Consider the following 14,731-nt stretch of genomic DNA (forward strand, 5'->3'; position numbering starts at 1 on the left):
CCGCCGGGTCCCGGCCCGGCAGCCGGGTTCATTTCTTTATTGAGCGATAAAGAAACGAACCAAAGAAACCGCTCCCTTGCAGGGGGCTTTTTCGTGCGGACTGAATTGTTTCTGTTTAACTGTGTTGCCGGGGAGTTTGCCTTGAGGCAAACGCAGCTCGTCGCTGTGGCGGTTGCGGTCGGGCTGCGGTTGAGTGATCGCGCGAGCGGCAGCAACCTCAAGAGCTCCACGGGTAAGTCAAAATCAGCAATCTGCTTCCTAAGGTTTTGAGATTTTTCCTGGTTTTCTCTGACAGCTGACAGCTGACAGCTTAAAACTTACAGCGGTCTTATAGGTAAGACCGCCGAACCCGGTTTATGCTTTTCGGGTGCGGTTAAAAGGTGTGGCGGAGTTTGAGTACGCACCACTTAATTCCCGGTACAAATGCGATGAACCTTTTAAACAATCGGCAGGTTGAGTCGCTGGCACAACTCGCGGGCCGCCATGCGTACACCGTCGCTGAGTGACGGATAGACATGGACGGTCGTCGTCAGGTCGGAGACGGTCAGGCCGAAGCGGACGGCCAGGGTGACTTCGTGGATGATGTCGGCGGCCCGCGGCGCCAGGATCTGGCAGCCGATAATCCGGCCGGATGGTTTCTCGCAGCAGAGCAGGACCCCGCCTTCGAGCCGACCCATGACATGCGCCTTCGGCACCTGCTCGAGATCGATATAGGCCTCTTCGACATCGATCCCTTTCAGCCGCGCCTGGTCGGTGGTCAGGCCGACGGTGGCGAATTCCGGGTCGACGAAAACGGCCATCGGTGAAAACGTATGGTCGATGGTTCGCCGGGCGTCGGGATTGAGCATGTTCTCGACCGCGACCAGGGCTTCACGTGCTCCGGCCGGAGCGATCAGCGGCGGGCCGGTGCAGTCGCCGGCGGCCCAGATATTTACAGTGTTGGTCTGCATGCCGCTGTCGGTTTCGATGAAGCCGGCGGCGTCGACCGTGATCCCGGCCTTGTCCAGACCGATCCCGTCGGTTGCCGGGGAGGTGCCGACCGCCAGCATCAACCGTTCGGCACAGAGCCCGACCGGGGCGCCCTTGACCGTCGAGTAGAGACAGACCCCCTCGGGTCGGGCCTCGACCCGTTCGATCTCGACCTCGGTCATGATCTGGATCCCTTCACGCCGCAGGATCTCGGCGAATTGCGCCGTCAGGCGGAGATCAAATTCACCGAGCAGCCGGTCGTTACGTTCAAGGATAATGACCTGGGTGCCGAAGCGGGCGAACATCTGTCCCATTTCGAGGGCGATGACCCCGCCGCCGATCATCAGGATCGATTCGGGAAAATCGTTGAGATGCAGGGCACTGTAGCTGGTCAGGTAGCGGCTCTGATCGAGGCCGGGGAGCGGGATGATGCGCGGCGTGCCGCCGACGGCGATCAGTGCTTTTTCGAAGGGAATGATTTCGGCCCCGACCTGGATCTCGCGGCGCGAGATGAAGCGGCCGTGGCCGTGCTTGACGTCGATATTCGGATTGTTTTCGAGCTCATGGTGATAGTGGTCCTTACGGACCGTTTCGACCGCCTGCTTTTTAAGCTGCATCAGTATCTTTGCGTCCGGCTCTCCGGCCTGCAGGTTGAGCCCCCAGTCGCTGCCACGGCGGGCGGCAAAGTAGAGCTCAGCCTTGTCGATCAGGGTTTTGCTCGGGACGCAGCCCCAGTTGACACAGGTGCCGCCGAGATGGCTCTGTTCGATCATCAGGACCTTGATCCCATTTGCCGCAACCTGTCGGGCAGCGGCAAATGCGGTGGTACCGGAACCGAGAATAACAACGCCGTAAGTATCAGGCATGAACGATCAGTCCTCCTTGCGCCAGGTTGAGACAATATTATCATCAAGCCAGGCGAATTCGCCATCGAGAACTTTGCGCGCCGTGCGATAGGCGGCGCTATCGTCGTTGCAGTAAATCCCCCGGTGCATGGCGTTGACCCGGCGCCGCGATTGCCGGCAGAAGAGGTCGGCCAGTTCAACGGCGTTGTCGGGAGCCTGTTTGCTGGTGCAGTAGGAGAGGGTTGCCATCATCGCGAACAGCTCGGCCCCGGTGTCGACGAGGCGGCCGAGAATCTCCTGTTTTTTCTGCAGGGCCTGGCGATGCAGGCCGATCATGTGGAAGAGGTCGCGGGCGAGGCGGCGCGAGGCGCGCTCGACGTAGCGCAGGTGCCGTGAAAGGCGGCGCGGCAGTCCCATATCAACCTTGACTGAGCGGGGGATCCAGAGCCCCGGGTACCACTTGGCGTAGAATTTGGCGGCACCGACAAAATCGACCTTGTCCGAGGTCGCCGAAGCACCGGCGACCTTGAGGTGCGGATCAAGGGCTTCGCGGGCAATAAAGAGGCGCATGATGTCGCTGGTCCCCTCGATAATCAGGTTGATCCGGGCATCGCGCAACAGTCGCTCCATCGGCATCGGCTTCTCGCCGCGGCCGGCGAGGGAATCGGCGGTTTCGTAACCGCGCCCACCCCGGGTCTGCAGCGCCGAGTCGATGCCGCGCCACATCGCCTCGGTGCAGAACAGCTTGGCCAGCGCCGCCTCGAGCCGGATATCGGTCTTGCCGTCATCAGCCATTGCCGAGGTCAGCCAGGTGATCGCTTCAACCGCCAGGATTTCGGCCGCCAGGGTGGCGGTCCGATTGGCGACCGCTTCGTGATGGCCGATCGGGGCACCCCACTGTTTGCGTTCGGCGGTCCAGTCGAGGACGATCTCGAGCGCCTGTTTCATGGCACCGCCGCAGGCGGCCGGCAGGGTCAGGCGACCGGTATTGAGGGTGCGCAGAGCGAGCGAAAGGCCGCGGCCGAGTCCCTCGACAATATTCTCTTTCGGTACCTTGACGTTTTCGAAGCTGAGCAGGCCGTTCTGCAGACCCTTGAGCCCCATGAAGTCGCAGCGGTGAATGGTTGAAAGCCCCTCGCTGTTCCCTTCGACGACAAAGGCGGTAATCTCGGGTCGTTCTTCAGACAGATCGTTGGTTCGGGCCATGACGATCAGCAGGTCGGCAACCGGACCGTTGCTGATCCAGAGCTTTTCGCCGTTGATGAGGTAATGTTCGCCCGACTCGTCGAGGGTCGCCGTAGTGGTCATCGCCGAAGGGTCGGAGCCGACCCCCGGTTCGGTCAGGGCAAAAGCCGAGACCTCACCCCTGGCGAGGCGCGGCAGGAACTTCTCCTTCTGCTCGTCGGTGCCGAACATCTTCAGTGGTTGCGGTACGCCGATACTCTGATGTGCCGACAGCATGACCGCGGTCGAGGCGCAGTGGCTCGAGACCATCTGGATGATCCGGTTGTAATTGACCTGCGACATGCCGAGCCCGCCGTATTCCTCCGGCAGCTTGATGCCGAACAGCCCCATTTTCCCGAGACCGTTGTAAACCGTTTTCGGGATCTCTTTCTTGCGATCGATGGCGTCGGCATCGACTTTCTCTTCAAGAAACTTTTTCAGCTTGGCAATAATCGCGTCCCCGGCGGCCCGATCCTCATCGGATTGCTCCGGAAAGGGGTGCAGTAATTCGGCGGATAAGCGACCCATGAACAGCTCGCCGACAAAGCTCGGTTGCTGCCATTCGGTTTCGCGCGCCGCCTCGGCAACTTCCAGCGACCGTTTTTCGTCCTGTTTGCGATCAGACATAGTCACCTCTCCTGTCATTGGTTTTCAGGTACCCGGTTCACAGTCAGCCCTACAAGTGATGCAGTTATCATTAATCATAACAGGTATTTGCAGAGGTGCATCCCGAATCGATCGGTTCTTCGCCGCGGCGGGGAATCCATTTATCCGGGGAACGGCCTCACTACCGGATCGAGGCGTCTCGAAGTGAATTTCGGCGGCGTTGCAGGCGGACGCCGCAAAGAAGAATAAAAAATAAAACCGGGGCTATTATCGGATATTGAGAGCAAAAAGATGGTCGCCTTTTCCGGTCTCTGTCGTTCTCTGCGCCTCTTCGTTAAGAAGGTCCTGGATCGTCGGCTGTTCACCCGCCACGCAGCTGCAGCTCCTCTTTTTCGAGCCCGAGCAGCTGGTCGCGCAGTTCGGCGGCCTGTTCGAATTCGAGGTCGGCGGCGGCGGCCAGCATTTTTTGCCGCGTTGCCTCGATCTCCTTTTTCAGCTCATCGGGCGAATTCCAGGTCGGACCGGTTTCGGCGGCAACGGTGACGTAGTCCTGTTCGGCCAGATCATCGAGGATCGACCGGAACGACTTGCGCACTGACTCGGGAGTGATGCCATGCTCCTGGTTGTAGGCGAGCTGAGCTGTTCGACGGCGGCCGGTTTCATCGATGCAGGCCTGCATCGATCGGGTCACCTTGTCGGCGTACATGATCACCCGTCCGTCGATATGGCGGGCGGCGCGGCCGCAGGTCTGGATCAGGGAACGCTCGCTGCGCAAAAAACCCTCCTTGTCGGCGTCGAGAATGGTGACCAGCGCAACCTCGGGGATGTCGAGCCCTTCACGCAACAGGTTGATGCCGACCAGAACGTCGAACTTGCCCTCGCGCAACTCGCGGATGATCTGCATTCGCTCGACCGTGTTGATATCGGAGTGGAGATAGCGGACCCGGATGTTGAGCTCCTCGAGATAGGTCGTCAGATCCTCGGCCATCCGCTTGGTCAGGGTGGTCACCAGGATGCGGTCCCCCTTTTCGGCGGTGATCTGTATTTCTCCAATCAGGTCGTCGACCTGTTCGCTTGCCGGGCGGATCTCGATCGGCGGATCGATCAGGCCGGTCGGCCGGACGATCTGCTCAACCACGACTCCGTCGGCCTTTGTGAGTTCATAGTCGGCCGGGGTCGCCGAAACGTAAACGGTCTGCACCCCCTTCTGTTCGAACTCTTCGAATTGCAGCGGTCGGTTGTCGAGGGCCGAGGGGAGGCGGAAGCCATATTCGACCAGGGTCTGCTTGCGCGAACGGTCGCCGCGATACATCGCCCCGATCTGCGAGACGGTGACATGGCTCTAATCGATGAACATCAGGGCATCGTCCGGGAAGTAGTCGAACAGGGTTGCCGGCGGTTCCCCTTGGTTGCGGCCGTCGAGGTAGCGCGAGTAGTTCTCGATCCCCTGGCAATAGCCCATCTCCTCCATCATTTCGATATCGAAGAGGGTCCGCTGTTCGATCCGTTGTGCTTCGAGCAGCTTGTTGTTGGCCTTGAGCATCTGGATGCGCTGCTGCAGCTCGTCCTGGATCTTTTTGATCGCTTTTTCCAGGGTCGGCCGGGTGGCGACGTAGTGGCTGGCCGGGAAGATGGCGGTCGCCGGCAGCTTGTCGAGTACGGCGCCGCGCAACGGGTCGACCTCGCTGATGGCGTCGATCTCGTCACCGAAAAATTCGATGCGCAGGGCCCGCTTCTCCTCGTAGGCCGGGAAGATCTCGACCGTGTCGCCACGGACCCGGAATGAGCCGCGATGGAAATCGACATCGTTGCGCTCATACTGGATCTCGACGAGATGGCGCAGCAGGTCGTTGCGCCCCATCTCCATCCCCTCTTCGAGCCGGATCAGCATGCCGTAGTAGGCCTCGGGTGAGCCGAGACCGTAGATACAGGAGACCGAGGAGACGATCAGGACATCGCGCCGCGACAGTAGCGAGCGCGTTGCGCTGTGGCGCAGCTTGTCGATCTCCTCGTTGATCGAAGAGTCCTTCTCGATATAGGTGTCGGAGACCGGAACATAGGCTTCCGGCTGGTAATAATCGTAGTAGGAGACAAAATATTCGACCGCGTTATCGGGAAAGAGATCGCGAAATTCGCTGTAGAGCTGGGCCGCCAGGGTCTTGTTGTGGGCGAGCACCAGGGTCGGCCGCTGGACCTGGTTGACGACGTTGGCCATGGTGAAGGTCTTGCCGGAGCCGGTGACGCCGAGCAGCACCTGGTGCGCATCGCCGCGGTTGAGGCCGGCGACCAGCTCGGCGATTGCCTCGGGCTGATCGCCCCGCGGTTGATAATCGGTTGTCAGTTTGAACTTGGCCATAGTCCTTTATTTAAACACAGAGATTACAACGAACACAGAGGAAATTGAGCGTTTGGGAGGTTAAAGGGGTTGGAGGCTGGAGGCTGGGGTCTGGTATAAGGTCTCATGGTGAAGCGCCGAGGGGGCATGGATGAAAATCGAAACAGACGGCAAAACTGTTTGAAGACAGATGAGCGCAGCGAAGACGGACGAGTTTTTGCCGGCCTATTTTTATCTGTGCCACCGAGGTAACAGTCAATAAAACTTTCTTGAGGGGACACTTCCCTGTAGTTCGGATAGTGCCCCCGTGTAATTTTCGACTCCGATCGCCTGTCCTGAGTTATCTTGTACTGAGCTCGCCGAAGTAGCCGAAGGGGCAATCCAGTGATGATTCTGACCCACCCCTGGAGCTCTTGAGGTCGCTCCCACCAGCGCGACGACTGAACCGTAGCCCAACCGCAACCGCCACGGAGAAGTGCTGCGTTTGCCTCAAGGCAAACTCTCGAATTGAACTGTTCAACAGAAATAATCCGGACCGGGCAAAAAAGCCCCCTGCAAGGGAGCCGTTTTCTGCATACTCTTTTATGGCTCAATAAAAGAGTATGGCGGAGTGCGCGGCCGCAACCGCGTGGTTTCAACACGTTTGAATAATAGATATCACCCAAATAAAAAAAGAGACCTCGTCCTTCAGGTCTCTTTTACTTGGCTCATTTCTAACCTCGTCCTTAACGCCCCCTGAGGGTCTTCAGGATGTCGGGATCTTTGCTGTCCCTGGCCAGGATGATGTGGCAGGTATTGCAATCGTTTGAAATCGGATCACCCTTGCTGTTGAAGTGCTTGCCGTCGTGACAGCGGAAACAACCGCGGTCGGAATTCGTGCCATGCCCGATATGGTCGGTGTAGGTCCCCCAGGTGACGTTCATCTGCGGGAAAACATTCTCCTTGTAGGCGGCCTGAATGCCGAGGATTGCCTGGGCGATCCGGTCGTTGTTAACTTCGATGTCGGGATAGTTGTCGCGATACCAGGCTCGGAGTTCGACCGCGATACGGGTTAATGCTTCCTGTTGCGAGTCGTATTTCCGGGTTATAAGGTCGAGAGCCTGTCGCTTGATATAGGGGACGTCTTGCGGAATCTCCCCCGTCATGATTTTTTCATCCAGGGCCTCATTCGGCGGCAGGTAGTTGTGGGTCGGCCGATTATGGCAATCGATGCAGTCCATCTCCCGGGTCAGAAGGGTTGCCTTGTTCTTTTTGACGAGGGCATCAGCATTAACCGTGGTGAAGATTTTTTCCGAATCACTGCTCTCCTTGAAGCGGACGATTGGAATGTCGGTTCGCTGAAAATCAGTCGCGGTATAGACCAGCCGGTTTTCCGGGGCAACATGCCAGTGGTAGCCATGCGGGCTGACCGTGCGGTCGCCGGCCGTCCCGATCTTGAACAGGATTACCGTCTTGACGTTGGTGTTGTTTTCATCCGGCAGGAACTTTTCGCGGACGATCAGTTTTTCTCCGTGAAACAGGCCGGGGCGATGACATTCTTCACAGACCGCACGATCGGGGCGGAGGTGGGTGGTCGGAGTCTTGATCGGTTTGGAAAAATTGTGGGAAACGACATTGACCACCTGCGTGAGGCCGGAAATTTTTGCTTTTTCATACCATTTTGCATTACTGCCGATGTGGCATTCGACACAGCTGACCTGCGAGTGTGATGAGTTGGCGTGAGCGATCTTTTGCGGCTGCATGACGATGTGGCAGAAATCGGTGCAGAAACTGGTGGTGTTCATGTAGTTGTAGCTGCGGTAGGTGATGATGCCAAAGATGCAGAACATGCTGCAGCTGATAAAGACAAAAACGAACAGCAGCTTGCGCATCCTGCCGAAGCGTTTCGGGTTGGTGAAGTAGTCGCGCAGGTAATCAAGGGTAAAGAGGCGAACGTCTTCCTTGCCGCGGAAGAAAAAGAGTCCGAGAAAAACCAGGATCAGTCCGAGGATGACCAGCGGTCCGAGGAAGAGATAGGCGGCCGCCGCAAAGTAGGTGTTGCGCATGTCCCAGATGCTGTCGTAGAGCAGGGCACCGAGCAGAAACGGGAACAGGGCCGTCACCAGCATGGCGCCGAGGAGCGCCACCCGGCTGTGGGCAATCCCCTTGGCGAATGTGGCAATAAGGTTTGATAAGCTTTTCATCTGCGGTGGATGTCCTGAATGATTAGGCAGCATCAATTAGTTATCATTAAGCCGGCGCACTTGTCAATCGATTCCTCCGGCTGGTCCCGGGTCTGCCTGGCGTGCTCTGTTCGCTGTTAGCAAATGAAAAAGGGACGTTAAGTGCCGTCCCTTTTAGCGCTGCCTGATCCTTCGTTGCCCTGCTCACGGTCCGCTCACGGCGCCACCCTGTTCCTTTTTTTTCTTGCTCCAGCGGTGATTCATGAACTGGATAAATATGGCGCAGAGTCCGAAGGAGAAGAGCGAGACCATCAGCGGCATCCCGTTGAGGCTGATGACGTCGGAAAGAAAAACCTTGCAGGCACCGGCCAGCAACAGCAGGATGCCGATCGTTCGCAGCTCGCGATTGGTCAGGCGGACCCCGAGATACATCATGATTGCTGCAGCGCCGATAATCAGGACCGACTGGCCACTCGAAAAGGATGCCGAGCTGCGGAATCCGAGCATGGCCAAGCCCTGGTAGATGCCGACGCGAACGGTGAAGAACCCGCTGAGCAGTGCGGCGACGAGAACGAATGCAGCACCCCGATCCTTCTTGTCAAAGGTTTTGAATGTCTCCATGCCGGCGGTCGGTGGATTTTCGCGACACCAGTAATAATGCCAGATTGCAATGGCGGCCATCAGGGCCGAAGCGGTGGCGCCGATGAGTGAAGGCTGACTCATTTCGGTTTTACTCAAAGCCAGAATCAGGGCGCCGGCCGCATAGATCTGCATCAGGTAGGAGACGTAGCGGATGCCGCCGCTTTCCCATTTCTGGGCGAGCCAGGCGCCGCCGAATGCGACCACCGCGAGAATGGTTGATGATACAAGTGTGTTGCCGATTCCCATCGGCAGAGCAAAAGCGAGGAGGGTGCCGCCGGCGAGACCGAAGGAGGTCGCTCCGCCCGTCACTTTTTCCTCCCTTCGGCCGATCAGCCAGGCGAGGCCGAGATGTCCGAGTGCAATCAGGCTCGCCACCAGGCCGAAGGTCGTCGGGTCACCGAGACCGTGACTCAGGACATAGCGGCTGAACAGGAAAATCCAGATGACATTGATAACCGGCAGGGCGACATCGAACTTCGAAATCCGCTCCTGGATCTTCCCGAGAACCCCGAAGAAGGATATGCCGACATACATCAGACCGATCAGGGCGATCAGCGGCAGGAATCCGCGAATAGCGAATTCCAGGTCCCCGGGTGCTGTTTTCCCGAGGTAAATGGTCAGCTTGAGGGCCCAGATCTGGAACATGAAGATGGTCAGTACAAGAAGGAGCCAGCGGATCCACGAGGCCCGCATCAGCCGGGTTGCGAAAACGGTCAGCATATTGGCGGCGATCAGCAGGAACACCAGATAGGGGAAAATCGGATTCGGGTAGTCGATCGCAAAGCCGCCGATGCTCATGCCGAGAGTGCCGACCAGAATCGGCAGGGCGACCCGGTGCTGCCGGCTGATGACCGCTGTGGCCAGACCGAGGAGAATGAAACCCATGTAGGCGAGTTCAGCCGGAATCGCGTTGAAGACCCGGTGGGTCTCGACAATGATCGCGGTTAAAACGATTGTCCCCCAGAGGGTGAAAACCGGCGCCTGAATGCTGTTGCGCCCATAACCCGACCAGCCGATGACCAGCAGGATGAAGCCGTAGGCGATGCCAAGCCCGGAGCCGATGTTGTGGCCGATTGTGCCGCTGTCGGTCAGGGTGCGCAAGGCAATTGCCAGAACCAGGATAAAGCTGGTCGTTGCGATCCGCGGCATGAGAAAGGAGGTATCGAGCCAGTTGATGACTTCATCCGAGGTGATCCGGGAGCGGATTTTGTCTTCGAGCTGACCCTTTTTCGCGGCACTCTTTTTGACCCCGGCCTTGTCGAGCCGGGACTCGACCTCGTTCAGTCTTTGCTGCAGGTCTGAAACCTGGCCCTCAAGGTTTTCAATACGGTTCTGCAGATGGTTTGTTCCTTCTTCCATTGCGGGGTCTCCTTGCAGCTTCCACGTATTTACGAAAATATAACAGTATTTTAAAATCGTATATACGTTATCAGAAAAACGCAAATTCGTAAAAAAAATTCGGCCGGTTGGCGGGTGGTTTATTGAGGCCCTCTAATTTTCGCTTTCAGCAGAGGGTTCTTGAGCTCTCAACCCTCACTATAAGCCACTCATAATGAAATCATTTTATTGATAAATTTGTTTTCTATCGCCAGGCAATAAGCTATAGTTCCGACGGACTAAGCAAAAATGAAATGCTGTTATTGCATTAATGAGCGAAATACCTTATATTGCATTTTGTTGTCGTTCAAGGTTCCTGCCTTGACATTGAATTGTCTGCGGGTAGGTTTAAAACATTTATTCACTGCACTCTTTAAATCATACAGTAGTAAAACAATGAAACCAATGAAGGAGGACAGCACGTGAAAGGACATGTCTGGCGACCACTGTTTGTGGTAATTGCGCTCGTTGTCTTTATCCTGCTTTTCAGGGTCTTCTATGTGCCGGAAGATTTCGGCGCGCAGGATCGTGGCTACACATTCGGCTATCACCGGCTGAGTAATGAGCAGGAATGGAAAGATTATCCGGCCAAATACAAGGATTCGGCTTACTGCAACGAATGCCATGATGACAAGGTAGAAGAAGTCGGGGCGGCCTCGCACGAAATGATCCCGTGCGAAAACTGCCACGGCGCCGCATTCGATCATCCGGATAACCCGGAGCAGTTAGCGATTGATCGCAGTCGCGATCTCTGTATCCGCTGCCATTCGGCGCTCTACATGCCGACGAGTGACCGTAATGATATCCCGGGCATCAACCCGGCGGAACACAACGTCGGCGAGCAGTGTGTCGATTGTCACAACCCGCATAATCCGAGCCTGGAGGAGATGTAGCCATGAAAAGACGTGATTTTCTGAAAAATACCGCCGTCTTTGTCTCCGGTGCCAGCGTCTGTACTTCGGCTCTGGAGTTCATTGACCCGAAAGAAGTTCTGGCTTCAAAACCCGATCTGCGCTGGGGCTTCCTTGTCAATACCCATAACTGTGTTGGTTGCGGTTTCTGTGTTAAAGCCTGCAAGACCGAAAATGATATCCCGATGGAGGCAAATGTCACCCGGACCTGGGTCGAACGCTATGTTATCAAGAAGGACGGGACAACGGTCAGTGACTCGCCGAAGGGGGCACAGAACGGATTCACCAGCAAGAAGATTGACCAGAATCATTCCGGTATGCTCGAGGTCCCGGACGAGGAGATTGCCCAGGCCTTCTTCGTACCGAAGCTCTGTAATCACTGCGAGATCCCGGCCTGCGTTCAGGTCTGCCCGGTCGGTGCAACCTATCAGGCGAAAGACGGCGCCGTTCTCGTCGATCGATCATGGTGCATCGGTTGTGGCTACTGCATCATGGGGTGCCCCTATGGCGTCCGGTTCTTCCATCCTGATGAGCATGTCGCCGACAAGTGTACCTTCTGTTATCACCGCATCAGCAAGGGCGGCAACACCGCCTGTGCCCAGGCCTGCCCATTCGGCGCCCGCCAGATCGGCAACCTGCGTGATCCCAATGACCCGGTCGCCAAGGCAGTGCTCAATCAACGGGTCGGTATTCTGCGGGATGAATACGGAACCAAGCCGCAGGTCTTTTACCTTGGATTGTATAAGGAGGTGCACTAGTCATGGTTGAACAAGTTGCCCAGATGGTTGTCCACGGCGAAGCCTGGACGATGAAGGACCTCTTTGTCCTGCCGAATGAGTATGTCTACTGGTCGATTCAGATCGTCCTTTATCCCTATATGACCGGCCTGGTCGCCGGCGCATTCGTGCTCTCGTCGCTGTATCACGTGTTTAACGTGGAAAAGCTGAAGGAAATCGCGCGATTCGCCCTGGTGTTCTCGTTTGCCCTGTTGCCGACGGCGATGCTGCCGTTGTTGTTGCATCTGCAACAGCCCTTGCGTGGCATTAATGTCATGATGACACCGCACTTTACCTCGGCGATATCGGCCTTCGGTATTGTCTTTATGACTTACGCCTGTATCGTCGGTGCCGAGATCTGGTTTGTTTACCGCAGGTTTATCGTTGAATCGATACACCGGCTCAAGGCGAAGCCGAATCGCTCCGCCCTTGAGGGATTGCTTCTGTTGATTTACAGGATTATCTCACTCGGTTCGATGGACCTCAGCAAGGAAGCGCTGCATGACGACCATAAAGCGGTCAAGCTGCTTGCCGGAATCGGTATCCCGGTCGCCTGCTTTCTGCATGGATACGCCGGTTTTATCTTCGGTTCGGTCAAGGCGAATGCGCTCTGGATGACGCCGCTGATGCCGGTCATTTTCATTATGTCGGCCGTTGTCTCCGGTATTGCCCTCTGTATTATCAGCTATGCTATTTTTATGGAGTTGCGCAAGTGGGCGTCCCGCCGCGGCAAGAACTGGTTGCTGCCGGATGGAATGGTTCACGGCCAGACGACGATTTCCGCACACCAGTTGCGCGAGGTTCAGAAGCATGAGGTCACCATGACTTCGAAGTATCTGCTGATGTTCATGGTTTTCGCCATCACCCTCGAGCTTCTTGATATCATTTTCCGTGGTTACACCGCGGTCAAATCGTGGGATATCCTGCGCGATGTTATCTATGAGCATGACTTCGTCAAGATCTTCGTGCTGCAGTACGGTATTGGCAATGCCCTGCCGTTCCTGATGCTCCTGGTGCCGGGCTTGACCACGCGTCGGGCTGTCATTGCCTGCCTGCTTGTAATCTTTGGCGTCTTTATGATGCGTTGGAATGTTGTTATCGGCGGTCAGGCGTTTTCGCTGACCTTCAAGGGATTCATGCACTACACCCTGCCGATCATTCCGCATGATATCGAGACATTCAAGGAAGGACTGGGTGGGGTCCTGCTGGTCTGCGGCGCACCGTTTGTCATCTTTTATTTCCTCAATATGGTGTTCCCGGCGTTCTACACCGAGGATGACGAGGTGCACTGAGCATTTAACTCAGATCAAGATTAATCAGGAGGAGCGGTCAAATGGCCGCTCCTCTTTTTGTTGCCGCCCCCGGAGCAAGTCTCCTTGCCTTTTTTGAGGTCATTCGCTATGATGTCGCCGCTAAACCCGAGAAAAGAGGTCAGGTATCAATGAAACAGAATCAGTACGGCTTGCCGGCAGCCATTGGCAACACTCCGCTGGTTGAGTTGACACGAATCCACCAGAACGATCAAGTCCGGATTCTTGCCAAGCTCGAGGGGAACAATCCGGGTGGGTCGGTCAAGGACCGCACCGCCTGGTGGATGATCCGGCATGCCGAAGAAGATGGAGCGCTGACCCCGGAGAAGATCATTCTCGAACCGACGTCCGGTAATACCGGGATCGCCCTGGCGATGATCAGTGCTGCCCGCGGCTACCGGATCAAGCTGGTTATGCCGGCCTGTGTCAGTATCGAACGGCGGAGTGTTCTCGAAGCTTATGGTGCCGATGTTGTCCTGTCGCCGGCTGAAGAAGCGACCGACGGTGCGATCCGGCTGGCCCATAAAATCATGGCCGAAGAACCGGATCTCTATTTCATGCCGAACCAGTACGATAATCAGGCAAACCCGAAGGTTCATTACGAGACGACCGGACCGGAAATCTGGGCCCAGACCGATGGTCAGGTCGATATGTTTGTCGCCGGCATGGGAACCTCCGGGACTCTGATGGGGGTTGGCAACTATCTGCGCGAGCAGAAGGCAGCTGTCCAGGTCATCGGCGTCGAACCGGTACTCGGCCACAAGGTTCAGGGTTTGAAAAATATGGAAGAAGCGATCGTTCCCGGTATCTATAAGGAGGACCGGCTCGACAGCAAGGTCGTTGTCGCGGATGATGAAGCGTTCGAGATGGCGCGTCGCCTGGCGGCCGAAGAGGGGTTGTTTGTCGGCATGTCGAGTGGTGCCGCAGTGGCCGGCGCGGTCAAGGCGGCTCAACAGCTGGACAGCGGGATAATCGTGACCCTGCTGCCTGACCGTGGCGACCGATATCTCAGCACGACTCTCTTTCGCTCAGTCTGTGCCAGTTGCCGGCCCTGATATGGACCTGGAAGTTCCGGAACTGGTATTCCGTTCCGCAGAAAAAACAATCGCTCGCTTCTGTCTTGAGCCGATCATTCGATCCGGCCAGAATTATTCCCTTTCAATGCAACCGCTGCCCGATGGATTTGAGATCGGCGTGCTTGCGGACGGGCAAAACCGGTCTGTTGTTCTGGCGCGGTTGCTGTTCAGTGTGGAGCTTGAACAATGGACCCTGCACCGGCCGCGCTCTGACGAACGCTGGAGTTATGTCCCGGAAGCTGGCGGGTATCTTGATCCCGGGAAGTTGCTCCGTTACATCAAGGAAGATCCGCTTAATATTTTCTGGGTCTGAATCTTACTGCGTCTATCGATAACGATGATTTTCGGGCTTGCCGATTGGCAGGCTTTTTTGTTGCTTTTGTATACTGTTGTTGGACAGGGACACTACCCGAATCCCAGGGAAGTGTCCCCCTGTAGACAGAAGACAGGAAGAACCGCCGGGTCCCGGCCCGGCAGCCGGGTTCATTTCTTTATTGA

The 14,731-nt window shown here is 56.7% G+C and carries 10 protein-coding genes and 1 pseudogene; 6 read left to right on the forward strand and 5 right to left on the reverse strand.

What is annotated here, in order from left to right; translation table 11 throughout:
* Nucleotides 1-270: hypothetical protein (locus C0623_03970; protein PLY02275.1), on the forward strand; the 270-nt coding region annotated here is incomplete at its 5' end.
* 167 nt (nt 271-437) lie between these two features.
* On the opposite strand, the gene C0623_03975 is transcribed toward C0623_03970, so the two are convergent.
* The 5 genes and pseudogenes from C0623_03975 to C0623_03995 form a co-directional block, all read right to left on the reverse strand.
* A complete protein-coding gene (locus C0623_03975) occupies nt 438-1,835 on the reverse strand; it encodes a mercury(II) reductase (GenBank protein PLY02276.1) in 1,398 nt (465 codons plus the stop codon).
* Between the two features lie 6 nt (nt 1,836-1,841).
* Nucleotides 1,842-3,683 (reverse strand): DNA polymerase II, encoded by a 1,842-nt coding sequence (locus C0623_03980; GenBank protein ID PLY02277.1) that lies wholly within the window; start codon nt 3,681-3,683, stop codon nt 1,842-1,844.
* 322 nt (nt 3,684-4,005) lie between these two features.
* Nucleotides 4,006-6,000, reverse strand: a pseudogene (locus C0623_03985) (excinuclease ABC subunit B).
* A 704-nt stretch (nt 6,001-6,704) separates the two neighbouring features.
* On the reverse strand, nt 6,705-8,162 hold the full coding sequence (locus tag C0623_03990; GenBank protein PLY02278.1) for a hypothetical protein: 1,458 nt from the start codon (nt 8,160-8,162) through the stop codon (nt 6,705-6,707).
* A gap of 183 nt (nt 8,163-8,345) precedes the next feature.
* Nucleotides 8,346-10,142 (reverse strand): hypothetical protein, encoded by a 1,797-nt coding sequence (locus C0623_03995; GenBank protein PLY02279.1) that lies wholly within the window; start codon nt 10,140-10,142, stop codon nt 8,346-8,348.
* Between the two features lie 440 nt (nt 10,143-10,582).
* On the opposite strand from C0623_03995, the gene C0623_04000 reads away from it, so the two are divergent.
* The 5 genes from C0623_04000 to C0623_04020 all read left to right on the forward strand — a co-directional run bounded on the left by C0623_04000 (nt 10,583) and on the right by C0623_04020 (nt 14,546).
* Nucleotides 10,583-11,053 (forward strand): cytochrome C, encoded by a 471-nt coding sequence (locus C0623_04000; GenBank protein PLY02280.1) that lies wholly within the window; start codon nt 10,583-10,585, stop codon nt 11,051-11,053.
* Between the two features lie 2 nt (nt 11,054-11,055).
* Nucleotides 11,056-11,829, forward strand: a complete 774-nt coding sequence (locus tag C0623_04005; protein PLY02281.1) for a 4Fe-4S ferredoxin — start codon at nt 11,056-11,058, stop codon at nt 11,827-11,829.
* A gap of 2 nt (nt 11,830-11,831) precedes the next feature.
* Nucleotides 11,832-13,139 carry an oxidoreductase gene (locus tag C0623_04010; protein PLY02282.1) on the forward strand — a complete coding sequence of 436 codons (1,308 nt, stop codon included), beginning with the start codon at nt 11,832-11,834 and terminating at the stop codon, nt 13,137-13,139.
* A 149-nt stretch (nt 13,140-13,288) separates the two neighbouring features.
* On the forward strand, nt 13,289-14,212 hold the full coding sequence (cysM, locus tag C0623_04015; protein PLY02284.1) for a cysteine synthase B: 924 nt from the start codon (nt 13,289-13,291) through the stop codon (nt 14,210-14,212).
* Nucleotide 14,213: 1 nt separating this feature from the next.
* Nucleotides 14,214-14,546 (forward strand): hypothetical protein, encoded by a 333-nt coding sequence (locus C0623_04020; GenBank protein PLY02283.1) that lies wholly within the window; start codon nt 14,214-14,216, stop codon nt 14,544-14,546.
* Nucleotides 14,547-14,731 lie beyond the last annotated feature (185 nt).

This window comes from Desulfuromonas sp., assembly GCA_002869615.1.
Lineage (GTDB): Bacteria > Desulfobacterota > Desulfuromonadia > Desulfuromonadales > UBA2294 > BM707.

What these genes read in the sequence shown, in the direction of transcription:
- C0623_04005 (PLY02281.1), top strand. Translation starts at nt 11,056, where the DNA reads ATGAAAAGACGTGATTTTCTGAAAAATACCGCCGTCTTTGTCTCCGGT.
- C0623_03995 (PLY02279.1), bottom strand. Translation starts at nt 10,142, where the DNA reads ATGGAAGAAGGAACAAACCATCTGCAGAACCGTATTGAAAACCTTGAG.
- cysM (PLY02284.1), top strand. Translation starts at nt 13,289, where the DNA reads ATGAAACAGAATCAGTACGGCTTGCCGGCAGCCATTGGCAACACTCCG.
- C0623_03980 (PLY02277.1), bottom strand. Translation starts at nt 3,683, where the DNA reads ATGACAGGAGAGGTGACTATGTCTGATCGCAAACAGGACGAAAAACGG.
- C0623_03990 (PLY02278.1), bottom strand. Translation starts at nt 8,162, where the DNA reads ATGAAAAGCTTATCAAACCTTATTGCCACATTCGCCAAGGGGATTGCC.
- C0623_04010 (PLY02282.1), top strand. Translation starts at nt 11,832, where the DNA reads ATGGTTGAACAAGTTGCCCAGATGGTTGTCCACGGCGAAGCCTGGACG.
- C0623_04020 (PLY02283.1), top strand. Translation starts at nt 14,214, where the DNA reads ATGGACCTGGAAGTTCCGGAACTGGTATTCCGTTCCGCAGAAAAAACA.
- C0623_03975 (PLY02276.1), bottom strand. Translation starts at nt 1,835, where the DNA reads ATGCCTGATACTTACGGCGTTGTTATTCTCGGTTCCGGTACCACCGCA.